Source organism: Sulfitobacter sp. S190, assembly GCF_025141935.1.
Lineage (GTDB): Bacteria > Pseudomonadota > Alphaproteobacteria > Rhodobacterales > Rhodobacteraceae > Sulfitobacter.
Genome location: NZ_CP081120.1, coordinates 2,024,155 through 2,042,653, shown reverse-complemented (window position 1 = coordinate 2,042,653; position 18,499 = coordinate 2,024,155). Strand labels below are relative to the sequence as shown.

Below are 18,499 nucleotides of genomic sequence, written 5' to 3'. Positions count from 1 at the left end.
ACCGGGCGTCGCGCAGATCTTCACGTTCAGGAGAAAGGCGGGCTTCCGGGTCTGCCTTTCTTTTTGTGCGAACGTGAAGGAGATGCACATGTCTGAGGACAACGACCGCCTGATGGAGCAATTTATCGAGAAGGCGACGCCCAAGCTGCTTGAGGCGCTGACGGAACAGGTCTCGAAGCAGATCGAAGATCAAATCGGCGGGCTGAAAACCAATGCCGAAAAGATGCTCGACGAGATCAAGGATCAGAAGCGGGCCGCAGCGGAAGCCGCCGCGAAGGAGCAGGCCGAGGCTGGGCAATTCAAGACACTGCTCGAACGCAAAGGCGACCCGGCGTCGATCAAAGATGCCCTGTCGCCCGAACCGATCCGTCTGACCCGCGTGCAGGCCCGTGACGCCGCACTCTATCGCCGCGCGAAGGCGCAGGCCGAGAAGGTCGGCACCACTTTGGAGATCGTTTCCGATGACTGATCTCGACAAGGCGGCAGACGCCACCGCCCGCGAGTTCCTGTCGGGCATCTATCGTACCGTGCGGGAGTTCGACGTGACCCTCGCGCGCAACGCCATTCTTGACTGCCTGTTCTCGGCAGAAGAACCCGACTTCATCCGCGACGTTGCCGATCACGCGATCTATGGCCGGGATGCGCGGCGCGTCATTGGCCGGATGGCCCCGCACATGGTCGAACTGGCCGGGCGCACGGCAACAGGCTGGCGGGCCGCTGCATGACCATCAACTACGACCGCATCAAGGAGGCCTTGCCCGTGGAATCGGGCAATGGCCGCCGTTCCACGATCCGCGCCCGGTCGGACGTGGTTGAGGTTGTCCTCGACTGCGTGCTGCGTCGCCGCCAGTTCAAGGAGATTGCCCAAAGGTGCTGCGTCGATCTCGAAAGCCTGACGCGGTTCCGAAAGCGGTTCATTACGCCTGAGGTCGAGAAGATCGTACTGGTGGAGGCGAACAAGCTGGACGCCACCTCGCTCGATCAGGAAGTGAACAGCGCTCAAGACAAGATCGAAGGCGGCATTGAGGGCATCCTCAAGGAGCAAAAGCGGCTGTATCGCGCCCTCAACGACATGGTGGCAGAAGGCGGCGACAACCTGTTCGACGTGCTGACTCCGATGATGCAGTTGCTGCGGGATCAGAACAAATCCTACGAAAACCTGCTCAAGGTCTATTCAAACCTGCGCGACAAGACGACCATTGTGCTGGGTCTGAACGAGCACCCCGACGTGCAAAAACTGATGGACGTGTTGTGGGTTGTTTTCCATGCGCACCCAGAGGCGTTCGAGACCTTCCATCAGGTTGTCACTGACCGGCGGATTCCGCTCAATGTCGAATGACCTTGGCCTTTTCCTCCGCACGCTGAATGAGCGGATAAGGCCGGAGCTGCTGCTTGAGCGGGTCGTCGCAGGCCCGCCCGACGATTGGCAGCGCAAGCTGATGAATTCCGCGTCGGACATCATCATGGTGCTGGCGTCGCGGCGGATCGGCAAATCGACAACCGTGGGCGTCATGGCAGGCCAGGAACTGTCCAAACCTGACCATCAGGTAATCATCCTTTCAAAGACACTGCCACAGTCTCAACTGCTGTTCGCCAAGATCGCGTTCACTTGGGAAAAGATGGGGCTGCCTATCGAAGCCAAGCGGCGCACCATGACCGAATTGCACCTGAAAAACGGCTCGTCAGTGGTCTGCGTTTCGGCGGGTCAAAACGGTGAACAGGCCCGTGGCTACGGCGTCAAAAATGGCCTGCTGATCTATGACGAGGCTGCGTTCATCCCTGATGATGTTTTCGGCTCGACGCTTTCGATTGCCGAGGACAACGCCAAGACGATCCTGATTACCACACCCGGCGGCAAATCGGGCAAGGCCTATGAGATGTGGAGCGATTGGGAGATGTATCCCGAAGTCGAACGCATCCGCGCCTGCTCCCTTGATCTGCCGCGCATGGCGAAGCTGGTCGCGCGTCAGCGAAAGGTGCTGTCCAAGTTCGAGTTCGATGTTGAACACGGTCTGAACTGGATGGGGCGGGGACAGCAGTTCTTTGACTCGGCGGCCATCGCTGCCGCCTTCACCGACACACCGCAACTTAGGCTAGGAGACCTCTATGCAGGGCTTGGTTGAAAAGGGCGAGGACTTGATCCTGCCAAACGCCGATCCGGCGGTCGAGATCGTCAAAGGCTATCGCCGCTTCCTCGTGGGCCTCGACATTGCACAGGCGCAGGACCGGAACGCCTATTCGATACTGCTCGACGAGCGAGTGCCGTTCTACGATGCCAACGGACGGCAGGAATTGACCAAGCGCCGCCGGGAGATCGTGCGGGCGGATCATCTGCCCGCCATGTCCTACGCAGACCTCGCCATCGTGACTCGGAACCTGATGATGGACCCGTCCATCGCAGGCCGCGCCTATCTCGTGGTGGATTCCTCCGGGGTTGGCCGTGCGTTTTGTGATTTGCTCGACTCGAAGTCGGTCCAGCACACCCGCGTTCAGATGGTGGCCGGTGAGAACGAGACGGAAGCGAAGGAACGCGGGCGCACCTTCAACAACGTGGGCCGCACGCGGCTGCTTTCGGCGCTGAACTCGGCCATCCACACCGGCGACCTGTCCATCGGCAACTTCGAGGCCCGCGACCTCATGCGTCAAGAGCTTGAGAGCTTCGAGGCTGACGTGGGATCGACCGGGCGCGTGCGGATCGAAGGCGGCACAAAGTTCGGCCACGCAGACCTCGCCGTGTCCGCTTCGCTGGCCCTGTGGCTGTCCGATCATCGCAGCGTCGGGGCGCACATCGGGGAGGCCCCGCTCAAGGGCTATTGGTAGAAGAAATCCCGCGCTGTCGTCGCGCTCGTGGCCGTCGCGCCTGCCATTGCGCACGAGACGCGGGCAAACACCCCCGAAAAATCGCACGCTGACGGGTGTCTCGATATTTTGGGCATCATTGCGCCTGCCAGCCCGCGACGCGCCTTAGACGCGCGCTGGCCGGGCAACATTTTCGCATTGACTGAAAATGTAACCTTGTTACAAGGTAATCGCCACAACCCGGAGATTGCCATGATGCCTGTTATCCGTATTTCAGACGCCACCTTCGCCCGCCTTCAAACCCACGCCCGTCCCCTTGAGGACACGGCGGAGGATGTCGTGCGGCTCGCGCTCGACGCCTTGGACAAGTCGAAAGGGGTCAAGCCTGCCGCCCCGAAGCCCAAGAAGACGCGCCGTCGTGGTAACAAGACGCCCCAGCGTGACTTCCGACTTCCGCTCATGAAGGTGCTGCTCGAACTTGGCGGCTCGGCTGAGGTGAAAGACATTCGCGACAAGATGCTGCCCGCCATGAAGGCGCGGCTGACCGAGGACGACTTCGAAGCCGTTTCGACGGGCGAAGAACGCTGGTGGAACGCTACCTGCTGGGAGCGTTCAGACCTTGTGAAGGAAGGTCTGTTTCGGGACGATTCCCCGCGCGGCGTGTGGGAGTTGTCGGATGCAGGGCGCGCTTTCGTCGTTCAGCAGGTGAATAAATGACTGACACCCCCGAGAACTTGCGGACCGACGCGCCCGGCAACCTGCCGGAAGCCATCGACGCGCAAGGGCCACAGCAGGTGCAGCCGACTGATCCGGTGCGGGTGCCGTTATATCGACGCGACTTGTTCCCGACTAACCTTGTCTTGTCGGCAGAAGACCTCAAAGAATTCTGCGAATTGCTGTCGGAGGCCAACGAGAAGGCGAAGCAGCTTGAGTACGGAAAACTCGATCTTAGCAAGTTTGAAAGCCCGGAGCAGGCGCAGCAGCGCGTCAATGAGGTTATGCCGGTTGAGTACAACTACACCGCGGCCAATGGTGATTCCGTGCAAGGGCTTGGGATTCCGAAAACTGATGAGCGCGCGTTCCCTGACGAACTTAAGTCAGTTTTTGCTTCGAACGCCTCTTTTGCGGAGCGCTCGATCAACTTGAGGCCGTTAAATACGGTGGAGATGTTTCTTGGGTTCGACAAGCCGTCTTTGAAGTTCGATCTTCAGACGTTGCCATCTAACCCGACGGAAAACCGTAGCGTGATAAACGTCGCGGGCCGTGACGAGGATTGGGTGATCTCCACGGCGCAAAAGATCGAGGACTTCTTAAGAAAACGGAAGGCGGTGCGCCCGATCATTCACGGGTCTGGCACCTACGACTATTTCATCTATCTGCTGTTTCTGCCGGCAACGATCTGGCTTTTCTATAAGCAAGGATCGGGCCTCGCGACATGGTTGGACAGTCAGTCAGTATTCCTGAACGTCGTCTTTGGCGTCTATGCGATACTGCTGACGCTGCTGCTCGCTCGGTTCGTGTTCCAATACGTTCGTTGGTTGTTTCCACCGATGGAATACTACAAGCGCAGTCGGTTGGGCGCATTCATCCATCGCGGAGTCGCGGCAACTGTGGGTTCGGCAGTCGTCCTCGGAGCTGCATACGACTTGATCAAAGCAACCTTGCTTTCGTTGTTGGGCTAGGGTTCAAACGCAGAATGTCCGGGATCAAAAGTCGATGTCTGGCTCATCCCGCTCAACACCAACCATCGGCGTGGTCTGAATCTCCTTCTTCCGGCCACGGCCTTTGTAGTCCTCGCCGGTTTCCGCAAGCTTTCTGCCTTCGTAATACTTCTGCCTTATTGCTTCGTCGCTGTAGCTTAGCTTTGGATACTGCTTGAGGTATTCGCCGCAAAGATCGGTCACTGACTTGGACGGGTCGTTTTCTTTCATTCGAGAGATCGTCGCGAAAATCCACCTAGGGTCGCTAGTTTCGTTTTCCTGCTCGTACTTTCGCGTTCCATGTAGCCCTAGAACATCTTTCAACGCGCTGGGATGCTCGTTCAGGATCGCCCAATGGTCGATACCTTCGGCTACATTCCTTAAATACTGGCACACCCAATTCGGCAGCGCCAAGTCCTTTTCCAAGGCGAACGCTATTGCGCGCCAAGCTGTCAAGCCGAGGGACATGAAGTTTGCCTCATCCTTCATGCCGTAGAGGTCCATCTCAGCGTGTGTGACGTAAGGCCTGCCAGCCTCGATTAACTCATCAGGAACAATTCCTAGTTGGATGGCCTGTTTCATCTCCTCTGGTCCGATGGCGATGTCTTCGGCCTCCGGGCTGTTAGCCTTGATGTCACCGGGGCAGACAGGCTTCCTCATGCGCTTCCCTTCATAACAGGCTCACTACCCACACAATGAGCCATGAAAGGACAAACACAATGGCAAACCACGATCACAATCTCCAACGCGCCCTCGCGATTCTCGCGACGCACCCTGACGAGACAGAAATCAGCTTCTGTTCGATCCGCGTAATGGTCGCCGGTCAGAAACTCTGCCCACAAGACCCCGACGACAAGGAAGTGCTGTCGATCCTGATGGCAAGCAAGGAGTTCGGCTTCGCTGTCAGCGCAATCGAAGTGATGGCGGAGGAGCTGCGCGAAATGCAGCGCGCATATGACGGGCGTGTCGAACTGCTCAAACAGATGGTGGCGGCATGAGCATTCACAACGCAAAAATCCTCAAGGCTGCAATGCAGATCGTGGAGGAATCCGACAACTGGTGCGAAGCCACGATAGAGTCAAATGGCCACGCCATCAACTTGGCTGACGGCTTTGACCAAGACCTGCTGGAAGTGTTGGCTCATCACAAGCCGACACTGAGCAAGCTCGATGACTTGGCCTCGCTGCTATCGGACATCCTAGAAGACCTACGCGAAAAGCCACCAATGACTGACGCGCAAGCGTTGTCAGAGATCGAAGAAGCCAAGCGCATCTTGGACAAGCACTACGACTCTGGCTTCCTGATCGGAGTCTGGCATGAACAGCTTGACGGCGTTTCTTATCGCTACGCCAAAGACCGTTACGATGAACTCGCACAACGCGATTCCGAAGGCGAAGCTGACTAATGTTGTAGAATTGTTGCGGAGCCTACCAGAACAACGAGGGTCGCCTTGGCGGGCGGCTCTCATCTTATTGATATATATAATAAAAATGGTGCCCCCACACGGACTCGAACCGCGGACCTACTGATTACAAATCAGTTGCTCTACCAGCTGAGCTATAGGGGCACTGGGCGGTCGTTTAATGGCTTCCTGCGCCGCACGCAAGAGACTTTTTTGACCTTTCATCACGTTTTACACCCGCCCCGTATTTAGGTAGAAAACCCCGACAATAAGAAGGGCATCGCGACATGGAACTGGTCCTGCATACAGGCGTACATTTCACCGAGGACGAACGGTTGATGAAATGCCTGCTGCGCAATGCCGAGGATTTCGCGAAGCGCGGCGTGGCGGTGCCCGGGCCCAGCAAATACCGCGGAATCCTGCGCGACACGCTGAACGCGATGAAAAACACGCCCGCGTCCGAGGGCGCGCGCGATGTTCTTGTTGACGCCATCCTCGACGACCACACTGCCGAGCGGGTGATCCTGTCGGATCCGCATTTCTTCCGCACACCGCGCACCGCCATGCAGGGGGGAGTGCTCTATCCTGCGGCACCGGTCCGCATGGCCCGCATGGCACAGCTTTTCCCCACGGACCAGATCGAGATTTTCATGGCGATCCGCAATCCGGCAGGGCTGCTTCCACTGCTCTACTCAAAGGCCAACCAGCAGGAGGATACCGCCTTTTGGGGTGGGCGGCGCCCGCATGACATCCGCTGGTCCGAAACGATCGGCCTGATCAGCGAGGCGGTGCCCGACGCGCGTCTGACCGTATGGTGCAACGAGGATATTCCGCTGATTTGGGCCCATATCATCCGGCAGATGGCGCTCATTCCGGAAAACGAAAAGATCGTTGGCGGGTTCGATCTGCTGGCATCGATCATGACGGCGGAGGGGATGAAGCGGTTCCGTGCCTATCTCAAGGACCATCCGGTCATGACAGAGCACCAGAAGCGCCGCGCCATTGCAGCGTTTCTCGACAAATATGCGATCGACGAAAAGGTCGAGGAAGAGCTGGACATGCCGGGGTGGACCGAAGAGCTGGTCGATGAGCTGACCGATCTCTACGACCGCGATCTGGAGGTGATTTCCCAAATGCCGCAGGTGCGGGTGCTGCAAGCTTGAGTGCCAAACGGAAGCGGCCTGAGGTAACGGCACGCCAATTTGCTTTAGATATGAAATATTCTCCCTTGAAGCAACGGGGCCAGCGCGCTACGTTTCTTGGCATCACGATGTGAGAGGGAGAGATGAATGCGCGCGATTTGCTTGGGCGGCGGGCCCGCGGGGCTGTATTTTGCGATTTCTCTCAAGCTGCGGCAGCCGGACGCCGAGGTGACCGTTCTCGAACGCAATCGGGCCGACGATACGTTCGGCTGGGGCGTTGTTCTGTCGGATGAAACGCTCGACAATCTCGCTCGGAACGATCCCGAATCCGCCGATGAAATCCGCGCCCATTTTGCCTATTGGGATGACATTGCCCTGCACCACAAGGGGCATACGGTCACCAGTTCGGGCCACGGGTTCTGTGGTATAGGGCGCAAGCGCCTGCTGCTGATCCTTCAGGAGCGTGCCCGCGCGTTGGGCGTTCATCTGCAATTCGAAACAGAGGTGAAGTCCGCCTCCGCCTACATGGATGACTACGATCTGGTGGTGGCCTGTGACGGTCTCAACTCCAAAACACGGATGGAGTTCGAAGAGACCTTCAAGCCTGACATCGACGTGCGCCGGTGTCCCTTCGTCTGGTTGGGCACACACCAGAAATTCGATGATGCATTCACCTTCATTTTCGAGAAAACAGACAAGGGCTGGGTCTGGGTGCACGCCTACCAATTCGATCCCGATACGGCGACGTTCATCGTCGAATGCAGTCAGGAGACATTCGACGCTTACGGTTTCGGCGAGAAAACACAGCAGGAAACGATTGCGATTTGCGAGGACATCTTCAAGGATCACCTCGGGGGGCACGCGTTGATGACCAACGCCAGCCACATCCGCGGATCGGCCTGGATCAAATTCCCCCGCGTTTTGTGTGAACGCTGGAGCCATGAAAACGTGGTGTTGCTGGGTGATGCTTCGGCGACGGCCCATTTTTCGATCGGATCGGGGACCAAGCTGGCGCTGGAATCCGCAATCAGCCTTGCAGAGCATGTAAGCATCGAGCCCGATTTACCCCGCGCTTTCGAGAAATACGAAGAAGTCCGGCGTCTGGAGGTGCTGCGCCTGCAATCCGCGGCGCGCAATTCCGTAGAATGGTTCGAGGATGTCGAGCGTTATCTGGATCTGGACCCGGTGCAGCTTAACTACTCCATGCTGACCCGCTCGCAGCGCATCAGCCACGAAAACCTGCGGACGCGCGATGCAGGATGGCTCGAAGGGGCCGAGCGGTGGTTCATGGAGCAGGCAGGCGCGGGCGCGAACGGCCCTGTGCGGCCGCCGATGTTTGCGCCCTTCAAGCTGCGCGACATGGCGCTGGAGAACCGCATCGTCGTGTCGCCAATGGCACAATACAAGGCGGTCGACGGCACGCCGACCGACTGGCACCTGATCCACTACGGCGAGCGGGCAAAGGGCGGCGCGGGCCTGCTCTATACGGAAATGACCTGCGTCTCCGAGCAAGGGCGCATCACACCGGGATGTCCGGGCCTTTACGATCCCGCGCACGAAAAAGCGTGGCGGCGGTTGACCGATTTTGTCCACGCCGAGACGGAAGCCAAAATCTGTTGCCAGATCGGTCATGCCGGGCGCAAGGGGTCGACCCGCATCGGGTGGGAAGGCATGGACCTGCCACTGAAAGACGGCAATTGGCCGCTTGTGTCGGCCTCGGCCATACCCTGGTCGGACGAAAACCAGACGCCCCGGGCGGCAACCCGCGCCGATATGGACGCGATCAAGGCGGATTTTGTGGCCGCCACCCAAATGGCCGAGCGGGCGGGCTTCGACATGATCGAACTGCACGCCGCCCACGGATATCTGATTTCGAGCTTCATTTCGCCGCTGTCGAACAAACGCGACGATGCCTACGGGGGATTGCTGGAAAACCGTATGCGCTATCCGCTCGAAGTCTTCGCTGCGATGCGTGCCACCTGGCCCTCGGGCAAGCCTATGTCGGTGCGCATCTCGGCCAGCGATTGGGCGGGCGATGACGGGGTCACGCCCGAAGAGGCGGTGACCATCGCGTCCATGTTCGAAGCTGCCGGTGCGGATATCATCGACGTGTCGGCAGGGCAGACCTCGACGCAGGCGCAGCCGGTCTATGGCCGCATGTTCCAGACCCCCTTTTCCGATCGCATTCGCAACGACGGGGGGATCAAGACCATGGCCGTCGGCAATATTTACGAGGCCGATCACGTCAACTCCATTCTGATGGCAGGCAGGGCCGATCTGGTGTGCCTTGCACGCGCGCATCTTGCCGATCCTTACTGGACACTACGGGAAGGGGCCCGCATCGGCGACCGTCACGCGGCCTGGCCACGCCCCTATGAGGCGGGGCGCGACCAGCTTTGGCGCCTTGCGGACCGCGCCGCGGATATGGAGCAGGTATGAGCCACGTTGTCATCACCGGCGGCGGGACGGGGGTGGGTGCCCGCATCGCGCATGACATCGCGGCGCGTGGCGCGGCGGTGACCATCATGGGCCGGCGCGACGCACCGCTTGCCGCGCAAGAACTGCCCTATGCGATTTGCGACGTGAACGATCCCGATGCGGTACGCGCGGCTTTTGCGGACGCGGCAGCCGCGCGCGGCGCGATTACCGGTGTCGTCGCCAACGCAGGCGCCGCCCATTCCGCGCCGTTCGACCGGATGACCGCACAGGATGTGACCGCCATGCTGGCCGTCAACGTGACGGGTGTGTTCAACGTCTGGCAGGCGGCGCTAGAGGGGATGAAACAGGCGGGCAAGGGCCGGTTGATCGCGGTGGCCTCGACCGCCGGGCTCAAGGGGTATCCGTATGTGGCGGGATACGTTGCGGCCAAACATGGCGTGGTGGGGCTGACCCGCGCGCTCGCCGTGGAACTGGCGCGCAGTGGCATCACCGTCAACGCCGTCTGTCCGGGGTTCATCGATACACCGCTCCTAACGCATAGCGTGAGTAACATCGTGCAAGCCACTGGAAAAAATGAAGAAGAAGCGAAGAACATCTTGAAGAAATCGAATCCACAGAACCGCTTTGTCGAAACCGCTGAAGTGTCTGCCGCCGTTCAGTACCTTTTGTCAGATGCAGCAGGATCGGTGAACGGTCACACCCTCACGCTGTCTGGCGGTGAGGTATGAGCGGTGCCAAGGACCGCCTGCGCCTGTGGTTGCGGCTGTTGAAGATCACCCGTGCGGTCGAGGGGGACCTGCGCAACCGCTTTCGTCTCGAGCATGATACGACATTGCCGCGGTTCGATGTGCTTGCCGCCCTTTCGCGGCATCCCGAGGGCCTCAAGATGAGCCGTCTTTCGAGCCTTTTGCGTGTGTCGAACGGCAATGTCACCGGCATCGCCGATCGTCTGGCCGACGAAGGGCTGGTGGAGCGGGTGCCCGTGCCAGACGACCGCCGTGCGATGTTGCTGCGGCTCACGGCGGCGGGGGCGGCGGAGTTTGCGCGGCAGGCCGCAGCCCACGAAGCCTGGATCAATGAGCTTTTGGCAGGCTTCAGCCCGCAAGACGCCCGCGCACTTGCCCAGACACTCAACAGGTTCGCGGACACCCGCGATGAAAAGGAATTCAGCCATGCGCAGTGATGTGACCCATTTCCAATGCGTGATCGAAGACCGTATCGCGACCCTGCGTCTGGATCGGCCGGACCGCAAGAACCCGCTGACCTTTGAAAGCTACGCGGAACTGCGCGACTGGTTTCGCGACCTCGTCTATGCCGATGACGTCGATGTGGTGGTCTTTGGGTCTAACGGAGGCAATTTCAGTTCTGGCGGGGACGTGCACGATATTATCGGACCGCTCACAAAGATGAGCATGAAAGAGCTGTTGCAGTTCACCCGCATGACCGGAGATCTGGTCAAGGCCATCGTCAATTGTGGCAAACCGGTGATTGCAGCCATCGATGGCGTGTGCGTGGGCGCGGGCGCCATTATCGCGATGGCCTCGGACCTGCGGATCGCGTCGGACCGTGCGAAATGTGCGTTTTTGTTCACCCGCGTCGGTCTTGCCGGGTGTGACATGGGGGCATGCGCAATCCTTCCGCGGCTGATTGGACAGGGCCGCGCGGCGGAGTTGTTGTACACAGGTCGGTCCATGTCGGCCGAGGAAGGCGAACGCTGGGGATTTTACAACAGGGTCGTTGCGGCAGACGATCTGGACGCAGCGGCGGCCGACATGGCGCGGCGTCTGCGCGCCGGCCCGAATTTCGGCCACATGATGACCAAGACAATGCTGGCGCAGGAGTGGTCCATGTCGATTGAGCAGGCCATCGAGGCAGAGGCACAGGCGCAGGCGATCTGTATGCAAACCGCCGATTTCACGCGGGCCTATGAGGCGTTTGTGGCCAAGCAGACGCCCGTTTTCGAGGGCAACTAGAGTGGCGCGGTCGGGATGTGAGTTTAAAGGCAAAATGAAGGTGCACGGAGGGTGGCATGTCTGACCGAAGTTTTCTGGACTGGCCGTTCTTTGAGCCGCGCCACAGGGTGCTGGCCGATGAGTTAGACGCGTGGGCCGCGGCGCAGTTGGCTGACGTGGACCACAGCGACGTCGATGTCGCCTGCCGCGATCTGGTTGCGCGTATGGGCCGTGCCGGATGGCTCGAGCACTCTGCAGTTTCGGATGATGCGCCTTTGGATGTGCGCAGCCTGTGTCTGATCCGCGAAACGCTGGCCCGTCATGATGGGTTGGCGGATTTTGCCTTTGCCATGCAGGGGTTGGGTACAGGGGCCATATCGCTTTTCGGGACAGCCGCGCAGCGCGCCACGTGGTTGCCCAAGACGCGCACGGGAGCGGCAATTGCGGCATTTGCGCTGACGGAGCCGCAATCGGGGTCGGACGTTGCAAATTCGACCATGACGGCGGAGCGTGACGGCGATGATTTTGTGTTGAACGGCAAAAAGACGTGGATTTCGAACGGCGGCATCGCGGATGTCTATACCGTGTTTGCCCGCACCGGCGAGGGGCCCGGTGCGCGGGGGCTGTCGGCCTTTGTCGTACCGGCAGACACGCCGGGGCTCGCGGTCACGGAGCGGTTGCAGGTCATGGCGCCCCATCCTTTGGCCACCTTGCAATTCAGCGACTGCAGGCTTCCGGTTTCGGCGTTGGTGGGACAGGCGGGTCAGGGCTTTGCGATAGCCATGTCCGTTCTTGATGTTTTCCGCTCGACGGTGGCGGCTGCCGCTTTGGGGTTTGCGCGGCGCGCGTTGGATGAGGCCATCGCACGGGTCACGGCGCGGCACGTTCAGGGCAAGCCTCTTGCTGATTTGCAGATGGTGCAGGGCCACATTGCGGATATGGCGGTGGACATCGATGCATCGGCGCTTTTGGTGTACCGCGCGGCATGGACCAAGGACGCCGGCGCACCCCGCGTGACCCGCGAGGCGGCGATGGCCAAGCTTTTTGCGACGGACCATGCCCAGAGAGTGATTGATACAGCCGTGCAATTGCACGGTGGAGACGGGGTGCGCAGCGGCCAGATGGTGGAAAGCCTGTACCGCGAGATCCGTGCTTTGCGCATCTATGAGGGAGCATCGGACGTGCAACGCGTCGTGATTGCCCGCCAGACGCTGGGGGGGAGCTGAGCCATGCACCGCTCCGGTCACACCGACAGTTTTGCGCGTGACAATCTGCCCGATCCCGCCCTTTGGCCGGATCTTCTGCTGGCGGGTTTTGACTATCCCGAACGGTTGAATGTCGGCGTTGCCCTGACCGACGATATGGTCAGGCGCGGGTTTGGGGACCGCACGGCGCTGATCGGAAACGGCCGTCGGCGCACCTATAAGGAGCTGGCGGACTGGACCAACCGTTTGGCGAGAGCGATGGTCGAGAACCTCGGGTTGAAACCGGGCAACCGCGTGTTGATCCGCTCGGCCAACAATCCGGCAATGGTTGCCTGCTGGCTTGCCGCGACAAAGGCGGGTGCCGTGGTCGTGAATACCATGCCGATGCTGCGCGCGGTCGAGCTTGGCGCGATTGTCGACAAGGCCCGCATCAGTCACGCGCTCTGCGACACCCGTCTGATGGACGAGATGGCCGCCTGCGCCAAGACATCCGAGCATTTGCGCACGGTTGTGGGCTTCGACGGCACCTCCAATCACGATGCGGAGCTGGACCGGCTGGCGCTGGAGAAGCCGGTCGATTTTGACGCGGTCGATACCGCGCAGGATGATGTGGCGCTACTGGGGTTTACATCGGGCACGACGGGCGATCCGAAGGCGACGATGCATTTTCACCGCGATCTGTTGATCATCGCGGATGGCTATGCCCGCGAGGTCCTGCAGGTGACCCCCGATGACGTGTTTGTGGGGTCGCCCCCGCTGGCCTTTACATTCGGGCTTGGGGGGCTGGCGGTGTTTCCGCTGCGCTTCGGGGCGGCGGCGACGCTTCTGGAAACGGCGAGCCCGCCGAATATGATCGAAATCATCGAAAAATTCCGGGCGACGGTGTGTTTCACCGCGCCGACCGCCTACCGCGCGATGCTGCAGGCGATGGAAGAGGGCGCGGACCTCACCTCCCTGCGCGCCGCCGTCAGTGCGGGCGAAACGTTGCCAGCGCCAGTGTATCATGAGTGGCAGGAAAAGACCGGCAAGCCGATGCTCGATGGCATTGGCGCGACAGAGATACTGCATATTTTCGTGACGAACCGCTTTGACGATCACCGTGCGGGCTGCACCGGCAAACCCGTGCGCGGATATGAGGCGAAGATCATCGATGCGGCGGGCGCGCAAGTGCCGCACGGCGTTGTCGGCCGCCTGGCCGTGCGGGGGCCCACGGGGTGTCGCTATCTCGATGATGATCGCCAGCAAAGCTATGTTCAGGACGGCTGGAACGTGACGGGCGACAGCTTTGTGATGGACGCGCAGGGGTATCTGCATTTTGCCGCCCGCAACGATGACATGATCGTATCTGCGGGCTATAATATCGCGGGCCCCGAGGTGGAGGCCGCACTTCTGTCGCATCCGGCAGTAAGCGAATGCGGCGTGGTGGGCGCCCCCGACGACGCGCGCGGCAGCATCGTGCAGGCGCATGTCGTGCTGACCGAAGGCACAGCGGCGAACGCGGCAACCGTCAAGGCATTGCAGGATCACGTGAAGGCGACGATCGCCCCTTACAAATACCCGCGCGATGTGCGTTTTATCGAGGCGTTGCCCAAGACCGCGACGGGCAAAATCCAACGGTTCGCCCTGCGCGAACAGAACTTCAAATGATCCCCGAAGGAGACCCGCACTTGTCCAATATCCTGCGTAAAGAGGCATTTGTCCTGCCCGAAGGCGTTATCTATCTGGATGGCAACTCACTCGGGCCAATACCGCGCGAGGTGCCCGAACGTGTGCAGCAGATGTTGAACGCGGAATGGGGGGAGATGCTGATCCGCGGCTGGAACAAGGCCGGTTGGATGGACCAGCCGTCCCGCGTGGGTAACATGGTGGCCGGCATCATTGGCGCACCCGAGGGATCGGTGGTGATGGGCGACACCCTGTCCATCAAGGTGTTTCAGGCGCTGGCCTCGGCGGTCAAGCTGAACCCCGACCGCCGTGTCATCCTCAGCGATACCGGCAATTTTCCGTCGGATCTGTATATGGCAGAGGGTCTGGTCGGGCTGCTGGAGCAGGGCTACACGCTGAAAACCGTCGCCCCCGAAGAGGTGGCAGAGGCGATAGACGACAGTGTCGCGGCGGTGATGCTGACCGAGGTGGATTACCGCACAGGGCGCAAGCACGACATGCGCGCGGTGACCGAAATGGCGCATGCGAGCGGTGCCGTGATGGTGTGGGATCTGGCCCATTCCGCCGGGGCCTTGCCGGTCGATCTGGCGGGGTCGGGATGCGAGTTTGCCATCGGGTGCACCTATAAATATCTCAACGGGGGGCCGGGCGCACCGGCGTTCATCTACGTGCGCCCCGATCTGGCCGATAAGGTCGAACCGGCGCTGAGCGGATGGCTTGGCCACCGCCAACCCTTTGCTTTTGATCTGAAATACAAGGCAGGGTCGGGCATCGAGCGGATGCGCGTCGGAACGCCGCCCGTGATCCAGCTGACAGCACTCGAGGTCGCGATGGAGCTTTGGGCAGACGTGGACATGGACGCGCTGCGCGCGGCGTCGGTCGCGTTGCAGGAGCAGTTTATCGAAGAGATCGAGCGTGACGTGCCGCAGTTGACGCTGGCCAGCCCGCGCGACCCGCGGACGCGGGGCAGTCAGGTGTCGTGGTCCTTCGACGAAGGCTATGCCGCGATGCAGGCGGTGATCGACCGTGGTGTGATCGGGGATTTCCGGGCGCCCGATATCATGCGGTTCGGGTTCACGCCGATGTATATCGATGCCGCAGACGTCAGTGCCGCGGTCGCCGTCATCAAGGACGTGATGGATAACCGCTTGTGGGATCAGGAAAAATACAAGATCCGCGGCAAAGTCACCTGAGAAAAGGAGCCACGTATGTCGCATCAAGTCATCCAGCCCGAAGGATGGGCCCCCGCAAAGGGCTATGCCAACGGAATGCTCAGCGCGGACGGACATCTTTTTGTTGGTGGCCAGATCGGCTGGACAGCCGATCAACGGTTCGAAGCGCATGATTTCATTGGACAAATGACCCAGGCCTTGCGCAACATCCGGGACGTGGTCGAAGCGGCGGGCGGCACGCCCGAGGACATCATGCGCCTGACGTGGTACGTCACCGACAAGGCCGAATACCTTGCCGCACAGGCGGAAGTGGGGCGGGCCTATCGCGCGGTGATGGGCCGCCATTTTCCCGCGATGGCGATGGTCGTGGTGGCGGGGCTGATCGAGGACGAAGCCAAGGTCGAGATCGAGGCGACGGCGGTGATTTCAACGGGCTGAGGATAGTGTCACACGCTGTGCACCGCGCGTACACCGTCTGTGCATACACCGGCGGCACGCTTTCTCAGGCGTCGAAAAACACCGTTTCGTCAGCACCTTGCACCCGGATATCGAAACGGTAGGTGCCCCCGCCATCGGGATGGGCCAGCAGGGTGCCGACCCGGTCACGGTCCTTAATGCCAGACAGAACCGGATCAGCGCCAAGTGCCGGATCATCGGCGAAATAGGCGCGGGTGTGCAGGCCGATATTGATGCCGCGTGCGACGATCCACAGGGTGATGTGGGCGGCCTGCATCCCACCGGCGGGCAATGCGATGGCTCCGGGCTTGATCGTCTCGAACCGGTAACGGCCGGTGGCATCCGTGGCGGCGCGCCCGAAGCCCGTCGCGTGCGGGTCGGCCAGCGGATCGCCCGCGAAACGGCCCGCGGCATCGGGGTGCCAGGCTTCGATCATCGCGTCGCCCATCGGCGCGCCGTCACCGTCGAGGATCAGACCGGTCAGCGCGATACGCGGCCCTGTCGCCTGCGCGGTGATCATCCGTGCGCCCATATCTTCGGGATAGACGCCGGTGAGACCCGCCGCGTTGGGCGTGCAGCCGATGTGCACGTAAGGTCCGGCGGTCTGGCTCGCGGTTTCGGGAAGATCGCTCATCACAGCCCCTCGGGTCGGTTTTCAAAATGGGTCTGGTGGCGCCCCCGCAGGGTGATGTCAAAGCGGTAGGCGCGCGCGTCCATCGGTGCGGTATGGTCGAGATCGAAAGGCGCGATCAGCCGATCGACCGCCGCGGGATCGGCGATGGCCTGCACGATGGGGCACCGGGCAATGAGCGGATCGCCCTCGAAATACATCTGCGTGATCAGCCGTTGGGCAAAGCCGTGCCCGAAGACCGAAAAATGGATATGCGCGGGCCGCCAGTCATTCGGGCCGTTGGGCCAGGGGTAGGGGCCGGGCTGGACCGTGCGCACCTCGTAGCGGCCCTGTTCATCGGTAATCACGCGCCCGCATCCCCCGAAATTGGGGTCCAGCGGGGCGATGTAGCCTTCGTTCTTGTGCCGGTACCGCCCGCCCGCGTTGGCCTGCCACAGCTCGAGCAGGGCGCCTGCGACGGGGCGGGAAAACTGATCGCGGACCTGCCCGTGCACGATGATACGCGGCCCGATGGCGGATTGATCCTGCGGTCCGAAATTGTGCAGCAGATCGCCGTCGCGCGGCCCCAGCGCCGCATGGCCGAACACCGGCCCGGTTTCTTCGGAGGCGGAGGTGGGCAGGACCAGCGGCGCGTGGGTCGGGCTGCGCTTGAGGCTGGATTTATAGCCGGGATGGCGTCGGCGCGGGTGGCTGGCGGGATCGCGCGGGAGGTATCCGGTGGGCGGTGTGTCGGTCATCAGTAGGGCAGCCCCACGTAGTTTTCGGCCATGGCGCGTTGGGCCGCGTCATTGGAGCGCAAGAAGTCCAGTTCGGCCACCTGCATCCGCAGATCGAACGGCGATTGATCGGGAAAGCGGTGCATCAGGGTCGAGAACCACCACGAGAACCGCTCGGCCTTCCAGACGCGGGCGAGGGCGCGTTCGGAGTAGCGGTCGAGCGCTTCGGGGTCGTTGTCGCGGTAGAAGGCGCTGAGGCCCTCGAAAAGGTAATGCACGTCGGAGGCGGCGGTGTTGAGCCCCTTGGCCCCCGTGGGCGGTACGATATGCGCGGCATCGCCACACAGGAACAACCGCCCCCAGCGCATCGGTTCGGTGACAAAGGACCGCAGCGGGGCGATGGATTTTTCGATCGACGGGCCGGTGTGCAACTGTGACAGCACCTGATCGGGCAGGCGGCGTTTCAGTTCGGTCCAGAAGTCGTCGTCCGACCAGTTTTCCACCCGGTCGGCCATGCTGCACTGGATATAGTAGCGGCTGAGGTTTGCGTTGCGCATCGAGCACAGCGCGAAGCCGCGCGGCGAGTTTGCGTAGATCAGCTCGTCATTGACGGGTGGGGTTTGCGACAGGATGCCCAGCCAGCCGAAGGGGTAGACCTTTTCGTATTCGCGCCGCGTCTCTTCGGGAATGCTGCGCCGGCTGACCCCGTGAAAGCCGTCGCAGCCTGCCACGAAATCGCACGACACGGTGTGCCGGGTGCCTGCGACCGTGTAGCTTACCTCGGGCGCGTCGCTGTCGGCCCCGGTGATGCGCACATCCTCGACGTCAAAGACCGTGCGCGCACCGCATGCGGCGCGGGCGTCATACAGATCGCGGGTGACTTCGGTCTGGCCATAGACCATCACGCGCGCGCCGGTGTGTTTGGCGAAATCCACGCGGAACATGTCGTTGTCATGCGCGATCAGCGTGCCGTCGTGCACAAAGCCTTCGGCGTGCATGCGTCCGGCGACGCCTGCCTGTTCCAGCAGCCCCACGAGCCCCTGTTCCAGCACGCCCGCGCGGATCCGGCCCAGCACGTATGCGCGTGTCTGCCGTTCCAGCACGACCGCGTCGACGCCGATGCCATGCAGCAGTTGTCCCAGCAACAGCCCCGACGGCCCGCCGCCGATTATCACCACTTGCGTTCGCATGATACCTCCGCCTTTTGCGGGCAGGGTATT

At 61.3% G+C, this 18,499-nt stretch carries 22 protein-coding genes and 1 tRNA gene; 18 read left to right on the top strand and 5 right to left on the bottom strand.

Annotated features, from left to right (window positions below; translation table 11 throughout):
• Positions 1-88 precede the first annotated feature (88 nt).
• From K3756_RS10380 to K3756_RS10350, 7 genes are read left to right on the top strand one after another with little or no spacing between them, the layout of a single operon-like run.
• Positions 89-469 carry a hypothetical protein gene (locus K3756_RS10380; RefSeq protein ID WP_259987149.1) on the top strand — a complete coding sequence of 127 codons (381 nt, stop codon included), beginning with the start codon at positions 89-91 and terminating at the stop codon, positions 467-469.
• The gene (locus K3756_RS10375) at positions 462-725 is read left to right on the top strand and encodes a hypothetical protein (RefSeq protein ID WP_259987148.1); all 264 of its coding nucleotides are present in this window, start codon (positions 462-464) and stop codon (positions 723-725) included. The genes K3756_RS10380 and K3756_RS10375 overlap by 8 nt, the downstream gene beginning before the upstream one ends.
• Positions 722-1,339 carry a hypothetical protein gene (locus K3756_RS10370; protein WP_259987147.1) on the top strand — a complete coding sequence of 206 codons (618 nt, stop codon included), beginning with the start codon at positions 722-724 and terminating at the stop codon, positions 1,337-1,339. The genes K3756_RS10375 and K3756_RS10370 overlap by 4 nt, the downstream gene beginning before the upstream one ends.
• Entirely contained in the window at positions 1,329-2,123 is a 795-nt protein-coding gene (locus K3756_RS10365; RefSeq protein WP_259987146.1) for a terminase large subunit domain-containing protein, read from the top strand. Before K3756_RS10370 ends, K3756_RS10365 begins: the two co-directional genes overlap by 11 nt.
• Positions 2,107-2,820 carry a hypothetical protein gene (locus K3756_RS10360; RefSeq protein WP_259987145.1) on the top strand — a complete coding sequence of 238 codons (714 nt, stop codon included), beginning with the start codon at positions 2,107-2,109 and terminating at the stop codon, positions 2,818-2,820. The genes K3756_RS10365 and K3756_RS10360 overlap by 17 nt, the downstream gene beginning before the upstream one ends.
• 27 nt (positions 2,821-2,847) lie before the next feature.
• Positions 2,848-3,516 (top strand): winged helix-turn-helix domain-containing protein, encoded by a 669-nt coding sequence (locus K3756_RS10355; protein WP_259987144.1) that lies wholly within the window; start codon positions 2,848-2,850, stop codon positions 3,514-3,516.
• Positions 3,513-4,481: a hypothetical protein gene (locus K3756_RS10350; RefSeq protein WP_259987143.1), complete on the top strand. Its 969-nt coding sequence runs from the start codon at positions 3,513-3,515 to the stop codon at positions 4,479-4,481. Before K3756_RS10355 ends, K3756_RS10350 begins: the two co-directional genes overlap by 4 nt.
• A gap of 24 nt (positions 4,482-4,505) precedes the next feature.
• Here the strand turns inward: K3756_RS10350 and K3756_RS10345 are convergent, their stop codons facing one another.
• The gene (locus tag K3756_RS10345; RefSeq protein WP_259987142.1) at positions 4,506-5,159 is read right to left on the bottom strand and encodes a hypothetical protein; all 654 of its coding nucleotides are present in this window, start codon (positions 5,157-5,159) and stop codon (positions 4,506-4,508) included.
• Between the two features lie 59 nt (positions 5,160-5,218).
• On the opposite strand from K3756_RS10345, the gene K3756_RS10340 reads away from it, so the two are divergent.
• Both K3756_RS10340 and K3756_RS10335 read left to right on the top strand, forming a co-directional pair.
• Complete coding sequence (locus K3756_RS10340) at positions 5,219-5,497, top strand: hypothetical protein (RefSeq protein WP_259987141.1); 279 nt, start codon at positions 5,219-5,221, stop codon at positions 5,495-5,497.
• Positions 5,494-5,904: a hypothetical protein gene (locus tag K3756_RS10335; protein ID WP_259987139.1), complete on the top strand. Its 411-nt coding sequence runs from the start codon at positions 5,494-5,496 to the stop codon at positions 5,902-5,904. The genes K3756_RS10340 and K3756_RS10335 overlap by 4 nt, the downstream gene beginning before the upstream one ends.
• Positions 5,905-5,990: 86 nt before the next feature.
• Here the strand turns inward: K3756_RS10335 and K3756_RS10330 are convergent.
• Positions 5,991-6,066, bottom strand: a tRNA-Thr gene (locus K3756_RS10330).
• Positions 6,067-6,188: 122 nt separating this feature from the next.
• On the opposite strand from K3756_RS10330, the gene K3756_RS10325 reads away from it, so the two are divergent.
• From K3756_RS10325 to K3756_RS10285, 9 genes are all read left to right on the top strand, one after another.
• Entirely contained in the window at positions 6,189-7,064 is an 876-nt protein-coding gene (locus K3756_RS10325; RefSeq protein ID WP_259987137.1) for a hypothetical protein, read from the top strand.
• 126 nt (positions 7,065-7,190) lie between these two features.
• Positions 7,191-9,482, top strand: a complete 2,292-nt coding sequence (locus tag K3756_RS10320; protein WP_259987135.1) for a bifunctional salicylyl-CoA 5-hydroxylase/oxidoreductase — start codon at positions 7,191-7,193, stop codon at positions 9,480-9,482.
• On the top strand, positions 9,479-10,210 hold the full coding sequence (locus tag K3756_RS10315; RefSeq protein WP_259987134.1) for an SDR family NAD(P)-dependent oxidoreductase: 732 nt from the start codon (positions 9,479-9,481) through the stop codon (positions 10,208-10,210). Before K3756_RS10320 ends, K3756_RS10315 begins: the two co-directional genes overlap by 4 nt.
• Entirely contained in the window at positions 10,207-10,665 is a 459-nt protein-coding gene (locus tag K3756_RS10310) for a MarR family winged helix-turn-helix transcriptional regulator (protein WP_259987131.1), read from the top strand. The genes K3756_RS10315 and K3756_RS10310 overlap by 4 nt, the downstream gene beginning before the upstream one ends.
• Positions 10,655-11,455, top strand: coding sequence for an enoyl-CoA hydratase family protein (locus tag K3756_RS10305; RefSeq protein WP_259987130.1), 801 nt, complete (start codon positions 10,655-10,657; stop codon positions 11,453-11,455). The genes K3756_RS10310 and K3756_RS10305 overlap by 11 nt, the downstream gene beginning before the upstream one ends.
• 56 nt (positions 11,456-11,511) lie before the next feature.
• Positions 11,512-12,660, top strand: coding sequence for an acyl-CoA dehydrogenase family protein (locus tag K3756_RS10300; RefSeq protein WP_259987129.1), 1,149 nt, complete (start codon positions 11,512-11,514; stop codon positions 12,658-12,660).
• A 3-nt stretch (positions 12,661-12,663) separates the two neighbouring features.
• Positions 12,664-14,286 (top strand): AMP-binding protein, encoded by a 1,623-nt coding sequence (locus K3756_RS10295; protein WP_259987128.1) that lies wholly within the window; start codon positions 12,664-12,666, stop codon positions 14,284-14,286.
• A 20-nt stretch (positions 14,287-14,306) separates the two neighbouring features.
• Complete coding sequence (gene kynU / locus K3756_RS10290) at positions 14,307-15,497, top strand: kynureninase (RefSeq protein WP_259987127.1); 1,191 nt, start codon at positions 14,307-14,309, stop codon at positions 15,495-15,497.
• A 15-nt stretch (positions 15,498-15,512) separates the two neighbouring features.
• Positions 15,513-15,914 carry a RidA family protein gene (locus tag K3756_RS10285; protein ID WP_259987126.1) on the top strand — a complete coding sequence of 134 codons (402 nt, stop codon included), beginning with the start codon at positions 15,513-15,515 and terminating at the stop codon, positions 15,912-15,914.
• 64 nt (positions 15,915-15,978) lie between these two features.
• Here K3756_RS10285 and pcaG read toward each other — a convergent pair whose 3' ends face one another.
• Genes pcaG through pobA form a run of 3 tightly spaced genes read right to left on the bottom strand, consistent with a single transcriptional unit; the run spans position 15,979 to position 18,469 of the window.
• Positions 15,979-16,566, bottom strand: a complete 588-nt coding sequence (gene pcaG, locus K3756_RS10280; RefSeq protein WP_259987125.1) for a protocatechuate 3,4-dioxygenase subunit alpha — start codon at positions 16,564-16,566, stop codon at positions 15,979-15,981.
• Positions 16,566-17,300, bottom strand: a complete 735-nt coding sequence (pcaH, locus tag K3756_RS10275; protein ID WP_259987124.1) for a protocatechuate 3,4-dioxygenase subunit beta — start codon at positions 17,298-17,300, stop codon at positions 16,566-16,568. Before pcaH ends, pcaG begins: the two co-directional genes overlap by 1 nt.
• Positions 17,300-18,469 (bottom strand): 4-hydroxybenzoate 3-monooxygenase, encoded by a 1,170-nt coding sequence (gene pobA / locus K3756_RS10270; protein ID WP_259987123.1) that lies wholly within the window; start codon positions 18,467-18,469, stop codon positions 17,300-17,302. The genes pcaH and pobA overlap by 1 nt, the downstream gene beginning before the upstream one ends.
• Between the last annotated feature and the right edge of the window lie 30 nt (positions 18,470-18,499).

Bases quoted from the DNA above. Each gene is read 5' to 3' on its own strand.
- K3756_RS10285 (WP_259987126.1), top strand. From the start codon at position 15,513: ATGTCGCATCAAGTCATCCAGCCCGAAGGATGGGCCCCCGCAAAGGGC.
- pobA (WP_259987123.1), bottom strand. From the start codon at position 18,469: ATGCGAACGCAAGTGGTGATAATCGGCGGCGGGCCGTCGGGGCTGTTG.
- K3756_RS10325 (WP_259987137.1), top strand. From the start codon at position 6,189: ATGGAACTGGTCCTGCATACAGGCGTACATTTCACCGAGGACGAACGG.
- K3756_RS10360 (WP_259987145.1), top strand. From the start codon at position 2,107: ATGCAGGGCTTGGTTGAAAAGGGCGAGGACTTGATCCTGCCAAACGCC.
- K3756_RS10345 (WP_259987142.1), bottom strand. From the start codon at position 5,159: ATGAGGAAGCCTGTCTGCCCCGGTGACATCAAGGCTAACAGCCCGGAG.
- K3756_RS10350 (WP_259987143.1), top strand. From the start codon at position 3,513: ATGACTGACACCCCCGAGAACTTGCGGACCGACGCGCCCGGCAACCTG.
- K3756_RS10320 (WP_259987135.1), top strand. From the start codon at position 7,191: ATGCGCGCGATTTGCTTGGGCGGCGGGCCCGCGGGGCTGTATTTTGCG.
- K3756_RS10340 (WP_259987141.1), top strand. From the start codon at position 5,219: ATGGCAAACCACGATCACAATCTCCAACGCGCCCTCGCGATTCTCGCG.
- K3756_RS10375 (WP_259987148.1), top strand. From the start codon at position 462: ATGACTGATCTCGACAAGGCGGCAGACGCCACCGCCCGCGAGTTCCTG.
- K3756_RS10370 (WP_259987147.1), top strand. From the start codon at position 722: ATGACCATCAACTACGACCGCATCAAGGAGGCCTTGCCCGTGGAATCG.
- K3756_RS10295 (WP_259987128.1), top strand. From the start codon at position 12,664: ATGCACCGCTCCGGTCACACCGACAGTTTTGCGCGTGACAATCTGCCC.
- K3756_RS10380 (WP_259987149.1), top strand. From the start codon at position 89: ATGTCTGAGGACAACGACCGCCTGATGGAGCAATTTATCGAGAAGGCG.
- K3756_RS10310 (WP_259987131.1), top strand. From the start codon at position 10,207: ATGAGCGGTGCCAAGGACCGCCTGCGCCTGTGGTTGCGGCTGTTGAAG.
- K3756_RS10300 (WP_259987129.1), top strand. From the start codon at position 11,512: ATGTCTGACCGAAGTTTTCTGGACTGGCCGTTCTTTGAGCCGCGCCAC.
- K3756_RS10315 (WP_259987134.1), top strand. From the start codon at position 9,479: ATGAGCCACGTTGTCATCACCGGCGGCGGGACGGGGGTGGGTGCCCGC.
- K3756_RS10365 (WP_259987146.1), top strand. From the start codon at position 1,329: ATGTCGAATGACCTTGGCCTTTTCCTCCGCACGCTGAATGAGCGGATA.
- pcaG (WP_259987125.1), bottom strand. From the start codon at position 16,566: ATGAGCGATCTTCCCGAAACCGCGAGCCAGACCGCCGGACCTTACGTG.
- K3756_RS10335 (WP_259987139.1), top strand. From the start codon at position 5,494: ATGAGCATTCACAACGCAAAAATCCTCAAGGCTGCAATGCAGATCGTG.
- K3756_RS10305 (WP_259987130.1), top strand. From the start codon at position 10,655: ATGCGCAGTGATGTGACCCATTTCCAATGCGTGATCGAAGACCGTATC.
- pcaH (WP_259987124.1), bottom strand. From the start codon at position 17,300: ATGACCGACACACCGCCCACCGGATACCTCCCGCGCGATCCCGCCAGC.